The sequence below is a fragment of the Mycobacterium sp. genome (genome assembly GCF_032162605.1).
GTDB lineage: Bacteria > Actinomycetota > Actinomycetes > Mycobacteriales > Mycobacteriaceae > Mycobacterium.
This window is the reverse complement of record NZ_JAVROT010000195.1, coordinates 1-22,869: the sequence shown is the minus strand read 5'-3', so window position 1 is coordinate 22,869 and position 22,869 is coordinate 1. Positions and strand designations below refer to the sequence as shown.

Genomic DNA, 22,869 nt, shown 5'->3' with positions numbered 1-22,869 from the left:
CATGACCTCGGCGGCAGCGATTCCCAGCCCCATTCCTTCGGTGGCTCTCAACGACGAGAACAGCATCCCGGCTCTCGGCCTCGGCGTCGGCGAGCTGTCGGACGCCGAGACTGAGCGCTCGGTTTCGACCGCGCTCGAGATCGGCATTCGACTCATCGACACGGCGGCTGCGTACGGCAACGAGGCCGCGGTGGGCCGCGCCATCGCGGCATCGGGCATTCCGCGTGCCGAGATCTTCGTCACCACCAAGCTGGCGACCTCCGATCAGGGCTTCCGGGCGGCCCAGGACGCCTGCAGGGCCAGCGCCGAGCGGCTCGGCACGGACTACGTCGACGCCTACCTGATCCACTGGCCTGCTGGAGATCCTGGCGTCTACCTGCACAGCTGGGGCGGGATGCTGAAGCTACGGGATGACGGCGTCGCCAAGTCGATCGGCGTCTGCAACTTCTCCGCCGAGGATCTGAACAACATCATCGAACTGACCTACGTCCCGCCGGCCATCAACCAGATCGAGCTGCATCCGCTGCTGAACCAGGCCGAGCTGCGCGCGGCCAACGCCGAGCACGACATCGTCACCGAGGCCTACGGTCCTCTGGGCGTCGGCCACCTTCTGGACAACCCGGCCGTCACGTCGATCGCGGGTGAGTACGGAAAGTCGGCCGCTCAGGTGCTCATCCGGTGGAGCCTGCAGCTCGGCAACGTGGTGATTCCGCGGTCGGCGACGCCCGAGCGCATCGTCGAGAACTCCGACGTGTTCGAGTTCGAGCTGGCAGCAGAGCACATGGACGCGCTCAACGCGCTCGACGAAGGCACCCGCTTCCGACCCGACCCCGCGACGTACACCGGCACCTAGCCCACGGTGGCCGTTTTGGATCCTGGCGGCAAGAGCCGAGATCAGCAGGGTAGACCTCGTTTTCGCGGTATTGACGCTTTAGTCAGCAAGCAATTCGAAACCGTGTAATCTCACGCGCATCAGACTCGCAACTGGAAGAGGCGCGATGCACGAGATTGCCATGGCCGTCGTCGTGGGAGCACTTTTGAGCGGCTCGTTGGCGACCGCTCAGCCCGCGATGGCAGCGCAGGTCTCACACCAGGCGAACAGCACCGTGTCCGCGCCGACGCCGCGACCGGCGGTACAGATGCTCGACTGTGCGGGCGGAACCGGTGCCATGGGCTGTGGGCCGGGGTGGTTCTGGCGCGACGGGTGGCGGGGTTTTGCGTGCTACCCCTGCTGATCGCACGAACGGACACCAACGGACGGAGCAGGTCGGCAATGAACAGACCCTTGATCGCGATCGGCGGTCTGACTGCCGCCGCACTCTTGGCGGCCGGTATGACCATCGGGGGATTCAACCGCGCTGCAGCGCAACCCGATGACTACGGCGCAATCCTCGTCAGCCCGAACGTCATCACTGACTCGAATGCCTATACCGCCGGTCCGCCGAGCACCAATCCGAACGGTCAGCCAGGCGTCACGACGGTCTACACCCATCGCGACAACACCCGCCAGATAACGAACACCCTCCTCGTCCTGCCCGACCCACGAGCGGCAACGGCGGCGATCACCGAAATCCAGGGCAGCCTGGGTGATCGGGTAAGCAACGGGAAGACTCAGCCAGCGGCGGTGGGGACCGGCGGAACCGTGACAACGGGTCCCTCACCCGATGGCACCAAATCCGTCAGCGTGCTGTCGTTCACCGAGGGCAATGCTGCCGCCTCCATCGAATTCGAAGGCCCAGCCAAGGATTCCGTACCGCTGGACATGGTCACCGACTACGGCCAGAAACAGGACACCGCGATCAAGGATTCGCTCACCCCCTGACCGCTTTTCCCGGCTCGGGTACAGCTCGGGACGTTTCCGAACTCGGGGTTTCGAATGACCGGTCCGGCTCCGCAGCCCGGCGACTACAAGCCAGGCACACCCGGCACCGTCATCGACGCATTCCTCGACTCCCCCCTGTCCGGAATCGCACCGTGGGCACTGTTTTCGCTGTTCTCGACGCCGGGCCGGTTCGAGGAAGCCGTCTGCGTGGCCCTCGGCCTGACGCTGCTGATGCTGTGGGTCGGCAGTCGGCGAGGTATCGGCATCCACTCCCTCGAGGTCTTCGGGGTGATGTTCTTCGCGATCCTCGCCGTCGTGGGTTTGACCGCCTCGGACGGGACCATCCGGTGGCTCGAACTTTGGGCCGGTGAACTTACGAATGTGGCCCTGGCCCTGTTCGCCTACGCGACATTGATCGTGCGCCGACCGTTCACGGTGCCATATGCCAAAGAACTTGCACCGCAAGAGTATTGGGAAACCTCACTGTTCCTGCACATTAACTATGCGATCTCGGCGGTGTGGGCGGCCGCGTTCACCGCGTCGGCGGTCATCGGTGTCATCGGGGACGCGGTCCTTCACGATTCCAACAACTTCTGGACGGGGTGGGTCCTTCAGATCGCCATGCTCTTCTTCGCGGTGGCGTTCTCCGAGTTCTATCCCGCCTACGCCGGGGCGAAGGACGCCGCCGACCGGGGAGAACCGGAGGAGATCCCACCACCGATCTCCACGCTGTACGACTGGCTGCCCACCTTCATCCTGGGCGCAGGCGTCTTCGGCTGGGTCACCCACGCGCTCTCCGAGGCAATCGGCATCGGCATGGCCATCCTCGGAGCGGTTGGGGCCGCGCTGATTCGAGCGGTCTCTGCCAAGCCCGACAAGCCCGTCCGTGACGGCGACCCAGGCGCTTAGACATCCCCATTCAGCCCGTCGGGCAGGTGGCCGCGGCGTCGCGCAGCACGACCGCCGATCGTTCGTCGATCGGCAGCGCGTATCCCCGCAGCACGGCGGCGAACTGCACCGAATACTGGCACCAGAAGGCATGGTTGGGCGGCATCCAGTCGGCAGGCTCGGCATCGCTCTTGTCCTGGTTGACCTTGCCATCGACGGCCAGCAGGTTGGCCGGGTCGTTGGCGAAACGCATCCGCAGGTCCTGCGGCCAGTCCCGCGCGCCGAGATCCCAGGCCAGCGCCAGGGGCACGATGTGGTCGATCTGCACTGCAGCCCCGACCTGATTGCCCCTGGTGAACGCAACGGTGTCGCTGGTGTAGGGGTCGTGCAGCGTGCCCGTGGCCACCGCCGTCGGGCATCGCTTGATCGCCGTGAAGGTCTTGTCGACGAGGTCGCGGTCGAGGATGTCGTTGCGGGTATCGCAGCCGTTGTGTCCGCCCGGCGCACTGGTGTCGTCGGTCCAGGCGTCGCCGAAGGCCGCGCGGCGATAGTCGTGTCCGCGCACGCGCACCGGAATGAGCGGGATGTCCACCAGGATGTCGACTCCCGGCGCGACGGTGGGCACGTCGGCGTCGGCGACGAATCGGGTTGCGCGGACGGACACCGTGACTTGAACCGCGACCACGATGGCGAGCACCACACCCATGAAGAGCCAGACGATCCTCTTCACGCCTTGTCCAGGTATTCGACGCGCTCCGTTTCGGCGAACGGCGCTGCCAGCAAAGCGATTCCGCGGTGCTTGAGGAGTCTGGGGTCGGCTTCGTAGACTGTTTCGGCGAACGCCCGTGCGGCCTCGATGATCTCGCGGTGCGCGGCCAGTGACAGCAGCCGTAGCGTGATCGGCTTTCCCGATTGGCTGAGCCCGAGCACGTCGCCCTCGCGGCGCTCCTCTAGGTCGAGGTCGGCGAGCGCGAACCCGTCGAGGGTCGACGCGACGGCCTTGAGCCGGGCGCCGGCCTTGGAATCCTCGGGGAGGTTGGTGGCCAGCAGGCACAGGCTCGGGTGCTCGCCGCGGCCGATGCGCCCGCGGAGCTGGTGCAGCTGGCTGATGCCGAAACGGTCGGCGTCCATCACGAACATCACGGTGGCATTGGGCACGTCGACACCGACCTCGATGACCGTCGTGCAGACCAGCACGTCGACCTCGCCTGCGCGGAATGCCGTCATGACGGCGTCCTTCTCGTCGCCGCTGAGCCTGCCGTGCATCAAGCCGAGCCTCAGCCCCTCCAGCGGACCGCGACCGAGGTGTTCGAACAGGGTGACGACTGAGGTGGCGGGTGGCCCAGCTTCCTCCCTGCCCCTGCCCTTCTCGGCCTTCCCGTTGCCATCGGTCTCGTCGATGCGCGAGGCCACGACGTACGCCTGCCGTCCTGCCCCGACCTCTTCGACGATCCGCTGCCAGGCCCGCTGCACCCACTTGGTCTGCTGCCCCATGAAGATGGTGTTGGTGGCGATCGGGCGCCTGCCCTGCGGCAGCTCGCGAAGAACGGACGTTTCGAGGTCGCCGTAGACCGTGAGGGCGACGGTCCGCGGAATCGGGGTGGCCGTCATCACCAGCAGGTGCGGCGTGATACCGCCGACGGCTTTGGCGCGCAGTCGATCCCGCTGTTCGACACCGAAGCGGTGTTGTTCGTCGACGACGACCATGCCGAGGTTGTGGAACTCGACGGCGTCCTGCAGGAGCGCGTGCGTGCCGACGACGATGCCCGCCCCGCCACCGGCGACCTCGTCGCGCACCTGGCGCTTCTGCTGCGGGGACATCGATCCGGTGAGGAGCGCCACCCTGGTCGCTCCGTCCTGGCCGCCGAGCTGACCCGCCATGGCAAGCGGGCCGAGCACGTCGCGGATGGAGCGGGCATGTTGGGCGGCAAGGACTTCCGTCGGTGCCAGCAGGGCGCATTGGTATCCGGCGTCCACCATCTGCGCCATCGCCAACACCGAGACGATCGTCTTACCCGAGCCCACCTCGCCCTGCAGCATCCGGTGCATCGGCTTGGTGTCGGCGAGCTCGGTCGACAGGACGTCGAGTACCTCGCGCTGACCGGCGGTGAGTTCGAACGGCAACTGCCGCGACAGCGAAGCGGCCAGCCCGTTGTCCAATGGCGGTGCGGGCGGACCCGTCTCGCTCAGCGCGCCATGCCTACGCTCGACCAGCGCCCACTGCAGCCCAACGGCCTCGTCGAAGGCCAGCCGCTCCCTGGCGCGGTCCCTGTCCTCCTCGCGCTCCCCCAGATGGATGGCGCGCAGCGCCTCGTCCTCGGAGACCAGATCCCGTGAGCGCAGAACCGTTTCGGGCAACGGGTCTTCGACGGGATCCAGCACGTCGAGGACCTGGCGGACGCACGCGAAGATATCCCAGCTCTGAACCTTGGCGCTCGCCGGATAGATGGGGAAGAAGTCGCGCTCGAACGCCGAGAGCAGCACCTCGCCGTCGGTCTTCCGCGAGGTCTCGGCGATCTTGGCCAATGACCGGCTGCCCTTGCCCTCCCCGGCGCCCTCCAGGATCAGGAACGCCGGATGCGTCAACTGCATTGTGCCGTTGAAGAATCCGACCTCGCCGGACAACATCAGGCGGGTTTTCTCGACCAGGATCTTCTTGGTGAACTTGGCGTTGAAGAACGTGGCCGTCACCTTCGGTCTGCGGTTGCCCAGTGTGACGACGAGGAACTCCCGCTTGGGCTGCCGGTTGGTCCAGCGGACGTCCGCCTTCGTGATCACGTCGACGAAGGTGACGTGTTCCCCCTCCTCGGGTGGCTCCCAATCCTCGTCGAGCACTGACATGCCCTGGCTGTAACTGCGCGGATAGTGCCGCAGCAGGTCGTCGACGGTGCGAATGCCGAAGTGCTCCTCGAGGGGGCCTGCGGACTTGGCGCCGATGACGCGGTCGAGGCGGTCCGTGAGCTTGACCACGTCTACTCCACTCCGATCAGCAGCGCATCGCCACGGTGACCGGTGTGATAGGTCACCAACTCGGCGCCGAGGTGCTGGTGGTGCACGTGGTCCTGAAGCGCCGCACCCACGCCGGGATCGACACCCGCTCCGGTCAGTACGGTGACGAGTTCACCGCCGGAGCTCAGCAGAAGATCGATCAGACCGGCGCCCGCGGCCGTGACGTCCTTGCCGACGATCAGCACCTCGTCTCCCGAGATGCCAAGACCGTCGCCCGGTGTGCAGGTGCCTGCCCACGTCAGCGCCTCCTCTGTGGCCACCCGCACCGACGCGTGCCTGGCCCGCGCGGCGGCGCGCGCCATGGTGTAGCCGTCGTCGACGGCCTGACGGCCCGCGTCGTGCACGGCCAGCGCGGCGAGACCCTGCACCATGGACCCAGCGGGCACGGGCACGACGTCGATACCCCACCCGATGGCCGCCGTGCATCCGGCGACCAGTTCCTCGGCGGCGACGTATCCGTTGGGCAGAACCAGGATCTGGGCGGCTCCGGCGTCGACCAGCGCGCGTAGGAGGTGTTGGGCACTGATCGCCGCATCGGCCTCCGGACGCAGGACGTGCGCACCCTCCCCCTCGAACAGCGCCTTGGCGCCATCGCCGTCCACGATCGCCAACACCGCTCTGTCGTGGGTCCATCCACTGGGTGGTCGCGCGCCTGCAGCACCGGTCAGCGCGGTGATCTGGATCCGGCTCGGCACACCGACGTCCAGTGCCACCTCGACGGCTCCCCCCGCGTCGTCGGCGTGGACGTGCACCGAGTAGCGGCCCTCTGTGCCCGATGCGGCGATGGCAATCGAGTCGCCGAGCCGCTCGAGCCGGGTCCGCAGCACCTCGACCCCCGCGTGGTCGCAACCATTGAGGAGGTACATCACCTCGAACTGTGGCGGTGCCACCACGGGCACTGCCCCTGGTGGAGTGCCCGCACCGGACGGCTCGTAGGCAATCCGGTGCGGAGCCCGCCCCACCAGCGTGGTGGTCAACGCGTCGAGCAGGACCAGCAGGCCGCGCCCGCCCGCGTCGACCACTCCGGCGTCGGCCAGCACGACGAGCTGTTGAGGAGTCTTGTCGAGTGCGATCGCCGCGGCATCCGACGACTGCGTCACGACGTCTGCAATGTCCGCGCGGTCTGCCGCGGCGTCCTCGGCCGCACCCGCAGCGGCTTGAAGCACCGAGACGATGGTCCCCGGCACGGTTTCGCCGACCGACGCGTCGGCGAGGACCACCGCGTGCCGCAAGGCGGAGGCGAGCAGGGGGCCGTCGATGTCGGCGAGCACCCCGTCGCGTTCGGCGGCGCCACCGTGGGTGACGTCGGCGAGGCCGCGCAGGATCTGGGACAGGATCACCCCGGAGTTGCCACGGGCTCCCTGCAACGCGCCCTCGGCCAGCGCGGCGGCGACTCCGACCACGTCGGCCGCGGGATGCGCGTCCGCGCGCGCACACGCCGCACGCATGGTGAACAACATGTTGGTGCCGGTGTCTGCATCGGCGACGGGGAATACGTTCAGCCGGTTGATCTCGTCGGTGCGGGTGATGAGGTGGGCGATGGCCGTGTGGGCCCACTCCCGCAAGGCGGTGGCGTCGAGTCGACGTGCGGACATGCCTACGCCTCTCTCGAAGACCCAACGCGGCTTTGTGCGCGTCAGCCTAGCCACTGTGCCTGACACCACGTCGCGGCATTCACACCGTTTCGCACCGGTGGACGCCGTTTTGGCGATAGCAGGGGCGGCCGGTATCCTGGTCAGGTTGTCGGGTCACCCGCGTTGCGGTCGTTGGCCCCCCAGTACCGATCAAGGAGTTACACATGGCTGCGGTATGCGATGTCTGCGGGAAGGGTCCCGGCTTCGGCAAGTCGGTGTCGCACTCCCATCGTCGGACCAACCGCAGGTGGGATCCGAACATCCAGACGGTGCACGCCGTGAGCCGTCCCGGCGGCAACAAGAAGCGCATCAACGCGTGCACGTCGTGCATCAAGGCGGGCAAGGTCGCTCGCGGCTAGTTCCGTCACGTACGGGGTTAGGGCAGCCGCCAGTCGATCGGCTCGGCGCCCATCTTCGCGAGCAGTTCGTTGGTGCGGCTGAACGGCCGCGACCCGAAGAAACCCCGCGACGCCGACAGCGGCGAGGGGTGGACCGACTCGATCGTCGCGCTGTGCTGACCCGTCAGCATCGGCTTGAGTGTCGCTGCGTCGCGCCCCCACAACACCGCCACCATCGGCTGCGTCCTGGCGACCAGCGCACGGATCGCGCATTCCGTCACGGCTTCCCAACCCTTGCCGCGGTGCGACGCGGGGGTGCCCGCCTGGACCGTGAGCACCCTGTTGAGCATCATCACGCCGCGTTCGGCCCACGGCGTCAGGTCACCGTTGCCCGGCGTGGGGTATCCGAGATCGGTCGCGTACTCCTTGAAGATGTTGTCCAGGCTGCGCGGCACCGGCCGCACGTCGGGAGCCACCGAGAAGCTCAACCCCACCGCGTGCCCAGGGGTCGGGTAGGGGTCCTGCCCGACGATGAGGACGCGCACTCGCTCAAGGGGAAAGGTGAACGCGCGCAGCACGTTCTCGCCTGCTGGGAGGTAGTGCCTGCCTGCCGCGAGTTCCGAGCGCAGGAACTCGCCCATCTGAGTGACCTGGTCCGCGACCGGCTCGAGGGCACTAGCCCAACCATCGTCGACGAGTTCTGAGAGCGGGCGTGCAGTCACGAGGTGTCAACTTAGCGTGCGCCTGCGGTCAGAACGACTGCCAGCCCGTCTTTCCGGTCCATTCGGCGCCGTCGACCAGCACCCGCTCGGGTCCGTCGACCACGCTGCCGATCCGTCGCCAGCCGGCGGGGATGGCTCCGGGGAACGTCGCGACGAGGGCGTGGTCCTCGCCACCTCCCAGAACCCACCCCCAGGCGTCCTCCCCCGTCTCGGCCGCCACGGCGGCGACGCCGTCGTGATCCGCCGCCAATGCGTCCCGCGACAGCTCGATGCCCACTCCGGATGCGTCTGCGACGTGTCCGAGATCCGCCAGAAGGCCGTCGGATACATCGGTCATCGCCGTGGCACCGGCGTCGGCTGCCACGCGACCCTCTCCGTAGGGCACCGAAGGCACCAGGTGACTCTCGCGCAGCTCGACGTGATCGCGAATGTCCCTGAGGCACAATGTATATCCGGCAGCGGACCGCCCGATATCACCGATGACCGCCACCGCGTGGCCGGGCCGCGCGCCGCTGAGAAGCACGGGTTCGCGGCCGCCGAGGTCGCCGAGCGCGGTCACCGAGATCACCCACTGCGGCGAGGCGACGAGGTCACCCCCGACGATGCTCGCGCCGAAGCTGCGGGCCTCCTGCCACATGCCGTCCGAGAGCCGCGCGACGTCGTCGCCGAGGGTGCGAGCCGGTGCACCGAACGCGACGACGAACGCGGTGGCCACCCCACCCATCGCCTCGATGTCGGCGGCATTCTGGGCGATCGCCTTGCGACCCACGTCGTGCGGCGTCGACCAGTCGAGTCGGAAGTGCCGTCCCTCGACGAGCATGTCCGTCGACACCACCGTCCGACCGTCGCCCGTGGCGATCACCGCGGCGTCGTCGCCGGGCCCCACCAGGACGGACGGGGGCTGCTCCCGTCCATCGACGAGCCGGTCGATAACGACGAACTCCCCGAGATCGGCGAGCGTCTCCGCCCGCTCACTGTTGGCCATGTCACCTTCCATCGGATCGCCGGTTGCGTGCCCTGAACAGCTGCGCGACCTGCGGTACGTTTGGTCCCTGCGGCGTGGAGTCTATGCAGCCGGGACGGAGGTCAGCGCGGGTGGTTGAGGCATTCATGCTGATTCAGACCGAAGTAGGCCGCGCCGAAGTCGTCGCCAAGCAATTGTCGGCGCTGCCGGGAGTGTCGTCGTCGGAATACGTGACGGGACCCTATGACGTGGTGGTCCGCGTCCGGGCCGACACGGATGCGCATCTGCAATCCGTCGTCGTTCCGAGCATCCAGCAGGTCATCGGCATCACCCGCACCCTGACCTGTCCGATCGCCGACGGAGTGCGCACCTAGAGTTGCCGGGGTGACCGACGACGACGAACGCGACGGGCCCCCGCGCGCCGCGTTGATCGCGGCGATCGTCGTCGCGGTGGGTGCGATCATCGCCGTACTGGTGGTCGCGGCCACCAGGGAGGCGAAGCCCGCTCCGCGGCCCGTGGCCATCGCCGCCGCGCCCGCCCCCAACGCCGACGGCGAAGCCTGCAGAGCGCTGATGTCCGTGCTTCCCGACGTGATGGGCGACTACCACCGGGCACAGGCGGCCGAACCCGTGCCCGCGGGCGCCGCTGCATGGCAGGCCCAACCCGGCGCCGACCCGGTCATCCTGCGCTGCGGGCTGGATCGCCCGGACGACTTCGTCACGAGCTCACCGCTGCAGGTCGTCGACGAGGTGGAGTGGTTCCGAATCCCCGGAGACGGCCGCACCACCTGGGTGACGGTCGGCAGACCGGTCTACGTGGCACTGACGCTGCCCGACGGGTCGGGACCGACGCCGATCCAGCTGCTCTCGCGGGCCGTCGCCCAAGCCATGCCCGCGACCCCGGTCAACCCCGGGCCCGTCCGTTAGCCACGTCGGATCAGGGCGCGACGTCCACGTAGACCGGTGTGTACAGCACCTTCTGCACTGTGTCGCCGCCACCGGCAGGCACCGTCACGGTGATCGGCTGGCCCCGCCGGACGGAGGTGACGTGGCACTGCGACAGCGGCTCGGCGCCAACCTTGTTCAGAATGACCCGATCGCCGTTGGCCTGCAGATTCTGGATGACCGTTGCGGCGTTCACCGGGGCGGTGGAGGCTGCGGAGGCCAGGCCGGCGGATCCCATCGCGGTGGCGATGATCCCGGCCGCAATGGCAGTGGTGCGGACGAATTTCTTCATGGTTCTACTCTTTCTCGTAAATGGAATTTGGTTGTTCATGGATTGATGGGCCTTCACATCAACGGCGTCGAATGACGATGCCGTGGGTTATTGCTGCGACTGCGTTCCATACGGAATGAAGGGATTCGGGCCGAACGGAACGAACGGATTGGCGCCGTAGGGAGTCGACGGGTCGGGTCCGACCGCCACGAACCGGCCGGGGGCCTCGGGATTGCTCGCGCCGCGTCCGTACACCTGCGCAGGGTCGGCGCCGTGCGCTCCAAAGGGGTTGTCGCCGTATATCTGTGCCGCATCCGGCCCGTAGGGCACCATCGGGTTCGTGCCGGTCGGAACGTATGGGTCCGCGCCGCCGACGGGGTTGGCGGCAGCCGCGGATGCCATTGGTGCCACGCCAAGGGCGATCGCCCCCGCAATGCCGATGCCCGCGACAAATGTCAATGCCGTTGGGAAATTCATGATTCTCCTCGATCTCCATTGTTTATGAATCGGCGTTGTTGTAATCGCCTCACTAATGAATAGGAGGAGGGGTTACACGACTCCCTGAACTGCGTACCGAAATGGCTCAGGCCAACGACCGGGAATGGTCGTTGGCCTGAGCCGTCGAAGGGTTGGTCAGATGCGGCCAGCGGCCCCGCTACGCGCCCCGGATAGTGCCGTGGCGCAGAGGGCGACGGTGAATACTTCGGCGATCACGCTCACGATGGCCTGAGGAGCAGGCTGCCAGCCGTGTTCGGTGAAGCCGAACAATCCGACGGTACGGGACGCCGCGAACGCCGCCAGGGAACCGAGCGCGCCTGCAAGCGCGAGGCCCTGCAGCCATCGCGGTCCGCCCACCGCGATCAGGATCGCCAGCGCCACGAAGACACTCGCCTGCGCGAGGAACCCGGGCCCGATGACCGGCACGTAGCGGTAACCGTGTGCGTATAGCTCGGCGTGGATGAGCCCGCTGGTGGCCAAGGTCAGGCTGATACCGGCTCGCAAGGCGAGCGCGGCGAACGGAAGACTTCTAGTGAGGGTGCTCATCGCAGGGCCTGTTCCTTCAAGGCCAGGGCGTCGTTGCCCTTGGCATAGGTGACCTCGCGGATGCCCAGCGCCTCGTGCAGCTTCCCGGCGGGCAGGGTCAACGGCTTCGGAGCTGGACCATCACCCGGGTGCGGCAGCGGATATGCGGTGGTGGTTCCGCTGTGGAAGGTGATGTTCCCCTCGGTCTTCGTAAACAGCTGATGCACATGACCGTTCAGGCACGTCACTGATGAGAACCGACGCAGGTAGCTCAACGCCTGGGTCGCGTCGTCGGTCCCCCAGCCCCAGTCCGGATACATCGCGAACAGCGGTATGTGGCTGAACACCACGATCGGGGTGTCACTCGACAACGGTGCGACGTCCTTCTCGATGAAGGCGAGCTGATCGACGCCGAGGTGACCGAGCTTCTTCAGGTTCAGTGTGTTCACCAGCGCGATGACGTGCACGCCCGCGGTGTCAAAGCTGTACCAGCCGTCGCCGCGGGTGCCCGCCCCGAACGCCTGCAGATACTTCTGTCCGCCGTCGTCGATCGAGTCGTGCTCGCCGGGGACGGTGAAGACGTGCGGCGAATTGATACCCGTCATCATCTGCTTGACCTGATCGAACTGCCCGGGAGTCGCCAGGTGCGTGAGGTCACCGGTGTGGATCACGAAGTCCGGGGTGTAACCCAGGTTGTTGATCTGGTTGATCGCCTCGGTGAACGTCTGCGTGACGTCCGTGTTGGCGGGTCCCTTGAAACCGACGTGGCTGTCGCTGATCTGGGCGAACCGCAACGTCGGCCGCGCCGGTTGCGCCGCGCCGGACATGGCCGACCCTGCGACGTGGGAGATCACCTCACCTCCGGCGACGGTCAGCACGACAGCCGCACCGAACCACGCCGAGTGCCGCATCAACTGGCGCCGCGTCATTGCCTGCGGGCCCTGTGGCTCGGTCATTTGGTCACCACCACGGTGGCGTGCATGAACGGGTGAATGGAGCACACGTAGTCGAACGAGCCCGGGTTCGCGAAGGTGTACGAGTAGGTGCCGTTGGTGTCCATCCCCGGGGAGTGGAACGACCCGTCGTTGGCAACCACGGTGTGCGGCTCCTCGTCGCGGTTGGTCCAGGTGATCGTCGCGCCTAGGGGAACGGTGAGAGTCACCGGCATGAACGCAAAGTTGGTGATATTCACCGCATCTGGACCTGTCGGTGCCGGCGCGGGTGCGTCGGCGGGCGAGCCCATGCCAGGCATCGGAGCCGTCATGGCAGGCATCGAAGACATGCCTGCCATTCCCGGCGTCACGCTGACATCGGTCGCGAACGTCAGTGACGGCGCGGTCGCGCCGTCACTACTGCCCGAGCAGCCGGCCAGCAGCAGCACGGCTGCCGCCATGGGAACCGTTGCGAGCGCGAGCTTTCGGTGTTGGTAACGGGATAAACAGTGTTGAGACAAGGTGCACCTCCGTGGTCGGGTCGCAAGTCCGCCAGCTGTGGACCGCTCACCAAGAGATAGGAGGATGGGTTACACCATCGGCAAGATCAGGCCGGTTCGCTCGGCTTGACCGGGGCGAACACCTGGATGACACCGTCGGCTTCGCGCACCTCGAGCTTGGGTAGCGGCGCCGGTGAGATGGACAGCTGGTGGGTCAGTACCCGCCCCTCGGGCGAGAATGACGTCGAGTGGCACGGGCAGCGCAGCCGGGTATCGGGTTTGTCGAACCACAGTCGGCATCCTTGGTGCGTGCACACCCCCGACACCGCCTCGGGCTGACCATCGACCCGGCGGACGAACCCGATGACCGAGCCCACCTCGAACGGATGCATGACGCCGTCCTCGGCGATCTCCGCGCTCTTGCCAACGGGCTGCCAACTCCCCTCGTTGGGGGTCAGCTCGCCACCGGTGGCGGCCACGTCGGTCGTCGAACCGTTGTCGTCCCGGATTACCAGCCTGTCGACGGCGACTGCGGTGATCGCGGCGGCGGCGGCCGCGGACGTCCCCACCACAACCTGACGTCGGGTGGCCGTCGGCAGGCGCCGCACGTTCGTCGCTGGCTCCTGTTCGCCCCCCATCTGCGCGGCGAGGCGACTGTGCAGGTCGGACAAGAACTCCTGGCGCGGCGCGTCGGCACCCGTCCGGGCGGCCTGCAGGTCGATGGCAGTGCGGATCTGTTCGGCCTCGAAGTCGTCGGGTTCGAACGACGTCGGGCGACGACCGGCCGCGAGGTCGTCGATGTAGCGCCGGAATCGTCGCGCGTTCATCGCTCGCCCTTCCCGTTGACCTGTGCTGCCAAGCGTAGAGCCCGATGCTGCAGAACCTTGGCGTTCGCGACGCTGACACCCAGCTCCCTTGCCGAGTCCTTGATCGAACGCCCATGCAGGAAGCGCAGTTCCAGGATCCGCCGGTAGTTGTCCGGCAGCGCCTCGAGCACTTCACCGACCCGCTCGGGCGCGGTACTGATGGCCTCTTCGGTTTCAGGAGCGGCCAAATCCATGTCGTCGATCGTGGTGATCTCTCGGCCGAGCGTGTGCCGCCAGTGCGCGGCCAGCACGGTCCGCGCGGTCGCCCGCAGGTACGCGCGCACTTCCGCCACCGAGGCCGTGATCCTCAGCGGCTTCAGCGCCGCCAGAAACACTTCGGCCGTCAGGTCCTCGGCGTCGGCCCGGTTCCCCACGCGCGCGAAGATCGTGCGGTACACCCAGGTCACGTTTTCCTGGTAGACCGCCTCCCAGTCGGGGTACCGATCGCCGGGCACCGCCTTCAGGACGCGCGGCGCATCGGGATCACGCTCCACCACCACGAGGTTTACCCGCCTGTTCACATGAAGTCCGTTCGCCTACATCGTGCGCTCCACCTATCAATAGGGACAGGGGTTACACCACCGATTGACAGCACATACGCAGGAAGAGCTGAGGTAGCCGAACGCGAGCCTTCAGCGAAGGCCGGTGCCCCGGGCCACCGCCGTGTCGACCATGGCCGCGAGAAGCGTCGGGTAGTCCACCCCACTGGCCGCCCACATCCGCGGATACATCGAGATCGTGGTGAACCCCGGCATCGTGTTGATCTCGTTGATCACCGGGCCGTCCTCGGTCAGGAAGAAGTCGACGCGCGCGAGACCCTGGCAGTCGATGGCGCGAAACGCTCTGATTGCCAATTGTCTTACGTCATCGGCGATCTCGTCATCGATCTTGGCGGGTACGTCGAGCTCGGCGGCGTCCTCGAGGTATTTGGTGGCGAAGTCGTAGAACGCGTCCTCGCGGCCGCGCACCCCGGCGACGCGGATCTCGCCGACAGTGCTGGCCTCCACCCTGCCGTCGGGCAACTCCAGCACACCGCACTCCAGTTCGCGGCCGGCCACCGCCGCTTCCACGATGACCTTGGGGTCGTGTTTGCGCGCGTAGGCGATGGCCTGGTCCAGCTCGTCCCACGTCGTGACCCGGCTGACGCCGATCGACGAGCCGCCGCGGGCGGGTTTGACGAACACCGGAAGGCCGAGCCGCTCCCGGTCGTCGAGTTCGAGGGTCTCGTCGTGTGCGCGCAGCACCGCCTGCTCGCCGATGGGCAGCCCCTCGGCCGCGAGCAGCTTCTTGGTGAACTCCTTGTCCATGCCTGCCGCACTGGCCAGCACACCCGCACCGACGTACGGCACGCCCGCGAGCTCGAGCAGTCCCTGGATGGTGCCATCCTCGCCGTAGGGACCGTGCAGGACGGGAAAGACGACGTCGACGGCGGCGAGGATGTCCCCCGCTCCCTTGCCGAGCGACAGGAGTTGGCCACGACGGCTTGGGTCCGCGGCGAGTGCGAGCGCGGTCCCCGACGCCCCGGTCACCTCGGGAAGCCGGCCGTCGGTGATCGCAAGGGAGTCGGGGTGGCCGTCGGTGAGCACCCAGGAACCGTCGGGCGTGATGCCGACCGCGACCACCTCGAAGCGATTGGGGTCGAGGTTGCGCAGGATGCTGCCTGCGGAAACACACGAGATGGCGTGCTCAGAGCTGCGGCCGCCGTAGACGACGGCCACGCGCGTGCGGGCGGGCGGGCCGGGCTGGTAGCGGTCGGTCACAACCTAGAGAGGCTACCGTCCTGGCCCGAGCCCGCATGGCAGCGCTCGTCGAGCTGCGGTTTCACCAGCAGTCGGCGCGCTCACCGGGCGGCCCCGACCTCGATCAGCTGACCCGTCACGTCGCAGCCCGCCCGCGACACCAGGAAGGCCACCGCGTCGGCGACCGCTTCGCGACGACGCTGGGACGCCTTTTCCGCCTCCGGTCCCGGCTCGGGATTCATGTTGCTCGGCGAGACGGCGTTGACGTTGACGTGGTCGGCCGCACACGCCGCCGCGAGCGCGTTGGTCAGCCCGACCAGTCCGTACTTCGCGGCAGAGACGTTGAACCTGCCGGGGTCGCCGCGCAGCGCGTTGCCTCCGATGATCGAGACGATGCCGCCCCCGCCGGCGCGCAGTCGCGGCAGCGCAGCCAGGACACAGTTCATGGCGCCGTCCAGGGTCACCGATCGGACGGCCTCCCAGTCGGCGGCCGTCACGTCGTACACCGGGACCCGGGTCCGCGCGGCGGCGTTGTTGACCAGCACCCGCAGCGGACCCAGTCCGTCGGCCACCGCGAACATCCGCCCTACCGCGACCGGATCCGCCACGTCCGCGGCCGCCACACCGTGCGCGCGAGCCTCCGCGGCCACCTTCTCGGCCTGCTCGACGTCGGAACGCGTGTTGACGACGACGTCTCCAGGTCGGAGAAGGTGATGTCGCTGACCGAGACATCATCCATGACCGGCGTCGTGCTCCAATGCGAACTCGATGTCTGCGATCAGGTCATCGGTGTCCTCGATCCCCATCGAGATCCGCACGAACCCGTCGGGGACGGGATCACCCCACCGTGCCCGACGATCGATCGACGTGTGGATGCCACCGAAGCTGGTGGCGGCGACCGCCAGCGCACTGCGCTCGACGAGGCGGTGCACCGCTTCGGCGTCGGCCAGTTCGAACGCCACCAGGCCGCCGAAGCGCTTCATCTGCGCGCAGGCTATTTCGTGCGACGGGTCGTCGGGCAGGCCGGGATGGCGCACCGACCGCACCGCCGGGTGGTCGCGAAGCATGAAGGCGATGGCCAGCGCGTTGTGACATTGGCGCTCGATCCTCAGACCCGCGCTGCCGAGACTGCGCAGCGACAACCAGGCCTCGAACGGGCCGAGGATGGCGCCGCCCAGAAGCCTCTCGCGTTCGACCGCGGCCATCAGGTCGGGATGACTGCCCGCGACGTAGCCTGCGATCAGATCGCTGTGCCCGGAGAGCGCCTTGGTCGCACTCGCAACGACGAGGTCGGCGCCGAGCGAAAGAGGTTGCTGCCCAAGCGGTGTCGGCGTCGTGTTGTCGACGACGAGAGTGGCACCGCGACCGCGGCAGATCAGCGCCAGCCGATGCAGATCGACGACGTCCAGCGTCGGGTTGACGGGCGTCTCGGCGAATACGACGTCGGCGGACTCGGCCGCCGCACACATTTCGGCGGCGCGCACCTCGCGCACCACGACGCCGAGTTGGGCGAGGTATTCATTCGCGTAGCGGCGTACCTGGTAGTAACCGTCCGCGGGTACGACGAGCGTGGCACCGGGTTTGGCGAGCACGCGCAGGACCGAGGTGATGGCGGCCATGCCCGATCCGAACGACAGTGCGGAGGTGGCGCCCTCCAGATCGGCGAGCGCGGCCTCTAGTTGCCGCCAGGTGGGGTTGGAGCTGCGGCCGTAGGCGTCCAGGGGCTGCGACTCGTCCGCCGACAGGTGGTACGCCGAAGCCGGGACCGGTGGCGACGCGACGGGTTGCCCCGGAACATGTTGCGAGCCAGAAGCTTTGACACTACGGGTCGAGTCACCGTACTGACCGTTCATCGAGTCACTCCGGCTTCGTAGTGCGTCCGAGAAGGAGCGCCACTGCCTCGTCGACCGAGAGCCCCTTGTGGCAGACGCGGTTGACGGCGTCGGTGAGCGGCATCTCGACGTCGTAACTTTCAGCCAGCGCCAACACCGACTGGCACGACGTGACGCCTTCTGCCACGTGCCCACCCGCGTCGCGCAGCGCGGACTCCATGGTCCCGCCCCTGCCGAGCCGTTCACCGAATGCCCGGTTGCGCGACCGCGGCGACGTGCAGGTGGCGACGAGGTCACCGACCCCGGCCAGGCCGGCGAGCGTCGTGCCCTTGGCGCCCAGCGCGATTCCCAGTCGCATGATCTCGGCGAGCCCTCGGGTGATGATCGCCGCGGCGGTGTTCTCCCCGAGTCCCACTCCTGCTGCCATGCCGCTGGCCAATGCGATGACGTTCTTGCAAGCCCCGCCGATTTCGGCGCCCACCACATCGGAGTTGGTGTACGGCCGGAAGTACCTGGTGGAGAACGCGCGCTGCAGTTCCACGGCGCGACCAGAGTCCGAACACGCGACGACGGTCGCTGCGGGCTGCTCGTCGAGGATCTCGCTGGCCAGGTTGGGTCCGGTGATCACGGCGACCCGGGACGGGTCCACCCCCGTCACCTGAACGATGACCTGGCTCATCCGAAGCAGCGTGTTCAACTCGATGCCCTTCGCGACGCTCACCAGCGTGGCGTCGCCGCCGATCGCCTCGCGCCACGGCGCCAGGTTGACGCGCAAGGTCTGCGACGGCACTGCCAGCAGCACCGTGCACGCTCCGTCAAGTGCCGCTGCGGCGTTCCCCGTCGCGCGGATGGACGTCGGCAACGCAACGTCACCGATGTAGCGGGCGTTGCGGTGGGTGTCGTTGATCTCGTCGGCCAATTCCGCGCGGCGCGACCACAGCGTGACGTCGTTGCCCGCATCGGCCAGCACCTTCGCCAGCGCCGTACCCCACGCGCCTGCACCCATCACCGCAGCCTTGACCACGGGAACAAATCTAGCCTGGCCCGCGCTGCTGGCAGGATGGCACCCATGAGCGGCACCAGCGGCGACGACCCGGATTCGGGGGCGAGCGAAGCGACGGGGCGTGGTGCGGGGGCGAGCGAAGCGACGGGGCGTGGTGACGTCGGGCTGATCATCGCGGTCAAACGGCTGGGTGCCGCCAAGACCCGGCTCGCCCCCGCATTCGCCGCAGGCGGACGCGGCGACGTGGTGCTGGCGATGCTCGTCGACACCATCAAGGCGGCGTCCGCGGTGGCGGCCGTGCGGGCCATCACCGTCGTCACCCCCGATGAGGTGGCTGCCAGGGTCGTCCGCGAACTCGGCGCCCGCGTGCTCGCCGACCCCACCCCGGACGGACACGGCGATCCGTTGAACAACGCGATCGCCGCCACGGAGGCCGCCATTCGCGTCGAAACACCAAACCTCGGTGTGCTGCAAGGCGATCTGCCCGCGCTTCGAACCGAGGAGCTCGCCGAAGTCATCGCCACGGCGCGCAGTCACCCGCGCAGTTTCGTCGGCGACCGGCACGGAACGGGAACCTCGGCGTTGTTCGCGTTCGGCACCTCTCTTGTTCCGAGGTTCGGCGCTGAATCGACACGGCGACACGCGGATTCGGGCGCCGTGGAACTCGTCGGAGCCTGGCCCGGTCTGCGGTGCGACATCGACACCCCCGATGACCTCGCCATGGCGCTGCGGCTCGGCGTGGGCGCTGCCACCAGAGCTGCCATCGCGCAGGCACGCGGCATGCACGTCGGAGGCTGATCTGCCGCAGCTAGCCGCGGCCGCCTTATATGGGGGATGATCTCCTCTGTGACCGAAGCCGAGACTCGACCTGTAGACACGGACTGGGTGTCGGACGGCAGCACGCCTGAGGCGCCGCCGGCCACCACCGCGGACGCGATCGACACCTCCCGGTCCGAAGCGCTGCCCGACGACCGCTATCTCAACCGGGAACTGAGCTGGTTGGACTTCAACGCCAGAGTGCTGGCGTTGGCCGCTGATCCGTCGCTCGCGTTGTTGGAGCGGGCCAAGTTCCTCGCGATCTTCTCGTCGAACCTCGACGAGTTCTACATGGTCCGCGTCGCCGGCCTCAAACGCCGCGACGAGATGGGACTTTCGGTGCGCTCGGCCGACGGACTGTCGCCGCGCGAGCAACTGCGGCGCATCGGCGAGCGGACCCAGCAGATCTCGAGCAGGCACGCAAAGGTCTTCATGGAGGCCGTGCGCCCGGCGCTGGCCGACGAGGGCATCATCGTCGTGACGTGGGCTCAGCTGGACGACGACGAACGTGGCCGGCTGTCCACGTACTTCCACGAGCAGGTGTTCCCGGTGCTCACACCGCTGGCGGTGGATCCGGCGCACCCGTTTCCCTTCGTCAGCGGCCTGAGCCTGAACCTGGCGATCACGGTGCGGCAGCCCGAGGACGGCACGCAGCACTTCGCCCGCATCAAGGTGCCCGACAACGTCGACCGGTTCGTCGAGTTGGGCCCGCGCGAAGGTGGCGCCGCGATCCGGTTCCTGCCGATGGAGGAGCTGATCGCGGCGTTCCTGTCCGTACTGTTCCCCGGCCTGGAAATCGTGGAACACCACGCGTTCCGGATCACGCGCAACGCCGACTTCGAGGTCGAGGAGGATCGCGACGAGGATCTGCTCCAGGCGCTGGAGCGCGAACTCGCACGGCGCCGGTTCGGATCTCCCGTGCGTCTGGAAGTCGCCGACGACATGACCGAGAACATGCTCGAGCTCCTCCTGCGCGAGCTCGACGTGCATCCCGGCGACGTCATCGAGGTGCCGGGGCTGCTCGACCTCTCGTCGCTCTGGCAGATCTACGGCGTCGACCGCCCCGATCTGAAGGACCCGCCGTTCGTACCCGCGACCCCTCCCGCGTTCGGGGAGAGGGAGACGCCGAAGAGCATCTTCTCGACGCTCCGCGACGGCGACGTCCTGGTGCACCACCCGTACGACTCCTTCTCGACGACGGTGCAACGCTTCATCGAGCAGGCGGCCGCCGATCCGAATGTGCTCGCCATCAAGCAGACTCTGTACCGGACCTCCGGTGACTCGCCGATCGTCAGCGCGCTCATCGACGCCGCCGAGGCGGGCAAGCAGGTCGTCGCACTGGTCGAGATCAAGGCCCGCTTCGACGAGCAGGCCAACATCAAGTGGGCCCGCGCCCTTGAACAGGCGGGCGTGCACGTGGTGTACGGGCTGATCGGGCTCAAGACGCATTGCAAGACGTGTCTCGTCGTGCGACGCGAAGGCTCGACGATCCGGCGCTACTGCCACATCGGAACCGGCAACTACAACCCCAAGACCTCGCGGCTCTACGAGGACGTGGGACTGCTCACCGCGTCACCGGACATCGGCGCCGACCTCACCGATCTGTTCAACTCGCTGACGGGCTACTCGCGCAAGGTGTCCTACCGCAACCTGTTGGTCGCTCCGTACGGAGTCCGCAGGGGCATCGTCGAACGCATCGAACGCGAGATCGCGGCGCACCGGGACGGCGCCGACGCGAGGATCCGCCTGAAGGCCAACGCCCTGGTCGACGAGCAGGTGATCGACGCGCTCTACCGCGCCTCGCAGGCCGGAGTGCGCGTCGAGGTCGTGGTGCGCGGGATCTGTGCGCTTCGCCCCGGTGCGCCGGGGTTCTCCGAGAACATCGCCGTGCGGTCGATTCTCGGCCGGTTCCTGGAGCATTCGCGAATCATTCACTTTCGCGCCATCGACGAGTTCTGGATAGGCAGTGCCGACATGATGCATCGTAATCTCGACCGTCGCGTCGAGGTGATGGCACAGGTGAAGGATCCGCGCTTGACCGACCAACTGAACGACATGTTCACCTCGGCGATGGATCCCACCACCCGGTGCTGGGAGCTCGGTCCTGATGGTCACTGGACCGCGTCGCCGCACGAAGGCCAGACCGTGCGCGATCATCAGGTCTCTCTGATGGAACGTCACCGACATCCGTGACGGTCACGATGCGGGGTGAGGAACGAGCCCCGACGAGGAACGTCACAATTGCAAGTGACGTCACCGGGTTTCTGACGCTGGCCGGACGGCCGGGGTGACCCGTCCTCGAATGACCTGCAGGAGTTGAGGTGACGAAGAAAGCCCCGTCGTCGGCCGCCAGGGTGATACCTGCGGCAGGCGCCGTGCTGTGGCGCGACGCCGACGCGGACGGTGTCGCCGAGCCGGTGGTCGCGCTCGTTCACCGACCCCGATACGACGACTGGTCGCTGCCGAAGGGCAAGGTCGACTCCGGCGAGACCGAACCGGTCACCGCCGTTCGGGAAGTGCTCGAGGAGACGGGCTACGCCTCGGAGTTGGGCCGACGGCTCGCCGCGGTGAGCTATCCCATCGAGATCGGCCTGAAACACGTCCGCTATTGGGCCGCCCGCACGCTCGGCGGCGAGTTCTCCCCCAACTCCGAGGTGGACGACCTGGTCTGGCTGTCCACCAGGGACGCGATGAAGCGGCTCCAGTACCCACACGACCGGAAGGTGCTGCGACGCTTCGTCAAACACCCCGCCGACACCGGGACGGTCCTGGTGGTCCGGCACGGCACTGCGGGTAGCAAGGCCAGATACAAGGGCGACGACCACGAGCGGCCCCTGGACAAACACGGCCGCGCGCAGGCGGAGTCACTGGTCGGCCAGCTTTTGGCGTTCGGCGCCACCGAGGTGCACGCGGCTCCCCGAGTGCGATGCCAGCAGACGGTGGGCCCGCTCGCCGACGAGCTCGGTGTGCTCATCGAGGACGAGCCGACGCTCACCGAGGAGGCGTACTCCGACAGCCGCGGCGCGGCGCGAAGGCGCATCGTGGAGATCGCCAGGGCCGATGGCACACCCGTGATCTGCACTCAGGGCAAGGTGATCCCCGACCTGATCTCCTGGTGGTGCGATCGCGACGGGGTGCGGCCGGACAAGTCCCGCAACCGCAAGGGCAGCACGTGGGTGCTGTCCCTGGCGGGTGACCGACTGATCGCCGCCGACCACATCGGCAGCCCGCTGGCGACCGACCGGTAGTTCTGACAGAGACACGCCGTGGATCTCGTGGATCCACGGCGTGCCTTGTACCGGAGTTGAATCCGGTGACTACTGCTACTTGCGACCGCGCTTGGTGGCGGCCTTCTTGGCAGGCGCCTTGGTCGCGGCCTTCTTGGCCGGCGCCTTGGTCGCGGCGACCTTCTTGGCAGGCGCCTTGGTCGCGGCCTTCTTGACCGGCGCCTTCTTCGCCGGGGCGTTCTTGACTGCGGCCTTCTTGACCGGAGCCTTCTTGGCTGGGGCCTTCTTGACTGCGGCCTTCTTGGCCGGAGCGGCCTTCTTGACCGCAGCCTTCTTGG

At 67.6% G+C, this 22,869-nt stretch carries 26 protein-coding genes and 1 pseudogene; 10 read left to right on the top strand and 17 right to left on the bottom strand.

Translation table 11 applies throughout. The features are described 5' to 3' along the window. The first annotated feature begins 1 nt into the window (after position 1). From QOI01_RS12305 to QOI01_RS12290, 4 genes are all read left to right on the top strand, one after another. Entirely contained in the window at positions 2–853 is an 852-nt protein-coding gene (locus QOI01_RS12305; RefSeq protein WP_526381242.1) for an aldo/keto reductase, read from the top strand. Between the two features lie 145 nt (positions 854–998). Beyond that, positions 999–1,235: a hypothetical protein gene (locus QOI01_RS12300; protein WP_526381240.1), complete on the top strand. Its 237-nt coding sequence runs from the start codon at positions 999–1,001 to the stop codon at positions 1,233–1,235. Between the two features lie 38 nt (positions 1,236–1,273). Further along, a complete protein-coding gene (locus QOI01_RS12295; RefSeq protein ID WP_526381238.1) occupies positions 1,274–1,822 on the top strand; it encodes a hypothetical protein in 549 nt (182 codons plus the stop codon). A 54-nt stretch (positions 1,823–1,876) separates the two neighbouring features. Continuing rightward, the gene (locus QOI01_RS12290) at positions 1,877–2,731 is read left to right on the top strand and encodes a DUF3159 domain-containing protein (protein ID WP_526381236.1); all 855 of its coding nucleotides are present in this window, start codon (positions 1,877–1,879) and stop codon (positions 2,729–2,731) included. Positions 2,732–2,741: 10 nt separating this feature from the next. On the opposite strand, the gene QOI01_RS12285 is transcribed toward QOI01_RS12290, so the two are convergent. From QOI01_RS12285 to fakA, 3 genes are read right to left on the bottom strand one after another with little or no spacing between them, the layout of a single operon-like run. After that, a complete protein-coding gene (locus QOI01_RS12285; protein ID WP_526381273.1) occupies positions 2,742–3,416 on the bottom strand; it encodes a GmrSD restriction endonuclease domain-containing protein in 675 nt (224 codons plus the stop codon). Positions 3,417–3,436: 20 nt separating this feature from the next. Beyond that, positions 3,437–5,680, bottom strand: a complete 2,244-nt coding sequence (gene recG, locus QOI01_RS12280; protein WP_526381234.1) for an ATP-dependent DNA helicase RecG — start codon at positions 5,678–5,680, stop codon at positions 3,437–3,439. A gap of 2 nt (positions 5,681–5,682) precedes the next feature. Beyond that, complete coding sequence (fakA, locus tag QOI01_RS12275) at positions 5,683–7,314, bottom strand: fatty acid kinase ATP-binding subunit FakA (protein ID WP_526381232.1); 1,632 nt, start codon at positions 7,312–7,314, stop codon at positions 5,683–5,685. 203 nt (positions 7,315–7,517) lie between these two features. Here fakA and rpmB point away from each other — a divergent pair, with 203 nt between their 5' ends. Next, positions 7,518–7,712, top strand: a complete 195-nt coding sequence (rpmB, locus tag QOI01_RS12270; RefSeq protein ID WP_079926245.1) for a 50S ribosomal protein L28 — start codon at positions 7,518–7,520, stop codon at positions 7,710–7,712. A gap of 17 nt (positions 7,713–7,729) precedes the next feature. Here the strand turns inward: rpmB and QOI01_RS12265 are convergent, their stop codons facing one another. Then, positions 7,730–8,413 (bottom strand): uracil-DNA glycosylase, encoded by a 684-nt coding sequence (locus QOI01_RS12265; RefSeq protein ID WP_526381230.1) that lies wholly within the window; start codon positions 8,411–8,413, stop codon positions 7,730–7,732. Positions 8,414–8,441: 28 nt separating this feature from the next. Continuing rightward, positions 8,442–9,398, bottom strand: coding sequence for a thiamine-phosphate kinase (locus QOI01_RS12260; RefSeq protein WP_526381228.1), 957 nt, complete (start codon positions 9,396–9,398; stop codon positions 8,442–8,444). A gap of 110 nt (positions 9,399–9,508) precedes the next feature. Between QOI01_RS12260 and QOI01_RS12255 the strand changes: the two genes are divergently transcribed. Both QOI01_RS12255 and QOI01_RS12250 read left to right on the top strand, forming a co-directional pair. After that, entirely contained in the window at positions 9,509–9,751 is a 243-nt protein-coding gene (locus QOI01_RS12255; RefSeq protein ID WP_526381226.1) for an Lrp/AsnC family transcriptional regulator, read from the top strand. A 10-nt stretch (positions 9,752–9,761) separates the two neighbouring features. Continuing rightward, positions 9,762–10,304, top strand: a complete 543-nt coding sequence (locus tag QOI01_RS12250; RefSeq protein WP_526381224.1) for a DUF3515 family protein — start codon at positions 9,762–9,764, stop codon at positions 10,302–10,304. Between the two features lie 10 nt (positions 10,305–10,314). On the opposite strand, the gene QOI01_RS12245 is transcribed toward QOI01_RS12250, so the two are convergent. The 11 genes and pseudogenes from QOI01_RS12245 to QOI01_RS12195 all read right to left on the bottom strand — a co-directional run bounded on the left by QOI01_RS12245 (position 10,315) and on the right by QOI01_RS12195 (position 18,491). Next, positions 10,315–10,614, bottom strand: a complete 300-nt coding sequence (locus QOI01_RS12245) for a hypothetical protein (RefSeq protein WP_526381222.1) — start codon at positions 10,612–10,614, stop codon at positions 10,315–10,317. A gap of 87 nt (positions 10,615–10,701) precedes the next feature. Continuing rightward, complete coding sequence (locus tag QOI01_RS12240; RefSeq protein ID WP_526381220.1) at positions 10,702–11,070, bottom strand: hypothetical protein; 369 nt, start codon at positions 11,068–11,070, stop codon at positions 10,702–10,704. Positions 11,071–11,226: 156 nt separating this feature from the next. Continuing rightward, complete coding sequence (locus QOI01_RS12235) at positions 11,227–11,637, bottom strand: hypothetical protein (protein WP_526381218.1); 411 nt, start codon at positions 11,635–11,637, stop codon at positions 11,227–11,229. After that, a complete protein-coding gene (locus QOI01_RS12230; RefSeq protein WP_526381216.1) occupies positions 11,634–12,572 on the bottom strand; it encodes a metallophosphoesterase family protein in 939 nt (312 codons plus the stop codon). Before QOI01_RS12230 ends, QOI01_RS12235 begins: the two co-directional genes overlap by 4 nt. Continuing rightward, complete coding sequence (locus tag QOI01_RS12225) at positions 12,569–13,009, bottom strand: cupredoxin domain-containing protein (RefSeq protein ID WP_526381214.1); 441 nt, start codon at positions 13,007–13,009, stop codon at positions 12,569–12,571. The genes QOI01_RS12230 and QOI01_RS12225 overlap by 4 nt, the downstream gene beginning before the upstream one ends. Before the next feature lie 146 nt (positions 13,010–13,155). Beyond that, the gene (locus tag QOI01_RS12220) at positions 13,156–13,875 is read right to left on the bottom strand and encodes a Rieske (2Fe-2S) protein (RefSeq protein ID WP_526381213.1); all 720 of its coding nucleotides are present in this window, start codon (positions 13,873–13,875) and stop codon (positions 13,156–13,158) included. Continuing rightward, positions 13,872–14,411 (bottom strand): RNA polymerase sigma factor, encoded by a 540-nt coding sequence (locus QOI01_RS12215; protein ID WP_526381272.1) that lies wholly within the window; start codon positions 14,409–14,411, stop codon positions 13,872–13,874. The genes QOI01_RS12220 and QOI01_RS12215 overlap by 4 nt, the downstream gene beginning before the upstream one ends. A 135-nt stretch (positions 14,412–14,546) precedes the next feature. Further along, a complete protein-coding gene (locus tag QOI01_RS12210; protein WP_526381211.1) occupies positions 14,547–15,674 on the bottom strand; it encodes a D-alanine--D-alanine ligase family protein in 1,128 nt (375 codons plus the stop codon). A gap of 80 nt (positions 15,675–15,754) precedes the next feature. After that, positions 15,755–16,342, bottom strand: a pseudogene (locus tag QOI01_RS12205) (SDR family oxidoreductase); the annotation flags it as partial. Positions 16,343–16,384: 42 nt separating this feature from the next. Continuing rightward, positions 16,385–17,506: a cystathionine gamma-lyase gene (locus tag QOI01_RS12200; protein WP_526381209.1), complete on the bottom strand. Its 1,122-nt coding sequence runs from the start codon at positions 17,504–17,506 to the stop codon at positions 16,385–16,387. Positions 17,507–17,510: 4 nt separating this feature from the next. Beyond that, positions 17,511–18,491, bottom strand: coding sequence for an NAD(P)H-dependent glycerol-3-phosphate dehydrogenase (locus QOI01_RS12195; RefSeq protein WP_526381270.1), 981 nt, complete (start codon positions 18,489–18,491; stop codon positions 17,511–17,513). Between the two features lie 63 nt (positions 18,492–18,554). On the opposite strand from QOI01_RS12195, the gene cofC reads away from it, so the two are divergent. The 3 genes from cofC (at position 18,555) to mutT1 (ending at position 22,552) form a co-directional block, all read left to right on the top strand. Further along, positions 18,555–19,286 (top strand): 2-phospho-L-lactate guanylyltransferase, encoded by a 732-nt coding sequence (gene cofC / locus QOI01_RS12190; protein ID WP_526381207.1) that lies wholly within the window; start codon positions 18,555–18,557, stop codon positions 19,284–19,286. A 36-nt stretch (positions 19,287–19,322) separates the two neighbouring features. Continuing rightward, a complete protein-coding gene (locus tag QOI01_RS12185; protein ID WP_526381205.1) occupies positions 19,323–21,497 on the top strand; it encodes an RNA degradosome polyphosphate kinase in 2,175 nt (724 codons plus the stop codon). 128 nt (positions 21,498–21,625) lie between these two features. Continuing rightward, entirely contained in the window at positions 21,626–22,552 is a 927-nt protein-coding gene (gene mutT1 / locus QOI01_RS12180; RefSeq protein ID WP_526381203.1) for an 8-oxo-(d)GTP phosphatase MutT1, read from the top strand. A 75-nt stretch (positions 22,553–22,627) separates the two neighbouring features. On the opposite strand, the gene QOI01_RS12175 is transcribed toward mutT1, so the two are convergent. Next, on the bottom strand, positions 22,628–22,869 hold a 242-nt coding region (locus tag QOI01_RS12175), incomplete at its 5' end, for a hypothetical protein (protein ID WP_526381201.1).

What these genes read in the sequence shown, in the direction of transcription:
- QOI01_RS12305 (WP_526381242.1), top strand. Translation starts at nt 2, where the DNA reads ATGACCTCGGCGGCAGCGATTCCCAGCCCCATTCCTTCGGTGGCTCTC.
- QOI01_RS12300 (WP_526381240.1), top strand. Translation starts at nt 999, where the DNA reads ATGCACGAGATTGCCATGGCCGTCGTCGTGGGAGCACTTTTGAGCGGC.
- QOI01_RS12295 (WP_526381238.1), top strand. Translation starts at nt 1,274, where the DNA reads ATGAACAGACCCTTGATCGCGATCGGCGGTCTGACTGCCGCCGCACTC.
- QOI01_RS12290 (WP_526381236.1), top strand. Translation starts at nt 1,877, where the DNA reads ATGACCGGTCCGGCTCCGCAGCCCGGCGACTACAAGCCAGGCACACCC.
- QOI01_RS12285 (WP_526381273.1), bottom strand. Translation starts at nt 3,416, where the DNA reads ATGGGTGTGGTGCTCGCCATCGTGGTCGCGGTTCAAGTCACGGTGTCC.
- fakA (WP_526381232.1), bottom strand. Translation starts at nt 7,314, where the DNA reads ATGTCCGCACGTCGACTCGACGCCACCGCCTTGCGGGAGTGGGCCCAC.
- rpmB (WP_079926245.1), top strand. Translation starts at nt 7,518, where the DNA reads ATGGCTGCGGTATGCGATGTCTGCGGGAAGGGTCCCGGCTTCGGCAAG.
- QOI01_RS12260 (WP_526381228.1), bottom strand. Translation starts at nt 9,398, where the DNA reads ATGGCCAACAGTGAGCGGGCGGAGACGCTCGCCGATCTCGGGGAGTTC.
- QOI01_RS12245 (WP_526381222.1), bottom strand. Translation starts at nt 10,614, where the DNA reads ATGAAGAAATTCGTCCGCACCACTGCCATTGCGGCCGGGATCATCGCC.
- QOI01_RS12240 (WP_526381220.1), bottom strand. Translation starts at nt 11,070, where the DNA reads ATGAATTTCCCAACGGCATTGACATTTGTCGCGGGCATCGGCATTGCG.
- QOI01_RS12235 (WP_526381218.1), bottom strand. Translation starts at nt 11,637, where the DNA reads ATGAGCACCCTCACTAGAAGTCTTCCGTTCGCCGCGCTCGCCTTGCGA.
- QOI01_RS12230 (WP_526381216.1), bottom strand. Translation starts at nt 12,572, where the DNA reads ATGACCGAGCCACAGGGCCCGCAGGCAATGACGCGGCGCCAGTTGATG.
- QOI01_RS12225 (WP_526381214.1), bottom strand. Translation starts at nt 13,009, where the DNA reads ATGGCGGCAGCCGTGCTGCTGCTGGCCGGCTGCTCGGGCAGTAGTGAC.
- QOI01_RS12220 (WP_526381213.1), bottom strand. Translation starts at nt 13,875, where the DNA reads ATGAACGCGCGACGATTCCGGCGCTACATCGACGACCTCGCGGCCGGT.
- QOI01_RS12200 (WP_526381209.1), bottom strand. Translation starts at nt 17,506, where the DNA reads ATGAACGGTCAGTACGGTGACTCGACCCGTAGTGTCAAAGCTTCTGGC.
- QOI01_RS12195 (WP_526381270.1), bottom strand. Translation starts at nt 18,491, where the DNA reads ATGGGTGCAGGCGCGTGGGGTACGGCGCTGGCGAAGGTGCTGGCCGAT.
- cofC (WP_526381207.1), top strand. Translation starts at nt 18,555, where the DNA reads ATGAGCGGCACCAGCGGCGACGACCCGGATTCGGGGGCGAGCGAAGCG.
- QOI01_RS12185 (WP_526381205.1), top strand. Translation starts at nt 19,323, where the DNA reads ATGATCTCCTCTGTGACCGAAGCCGAGACTCGACCTGTAGACACGGAC.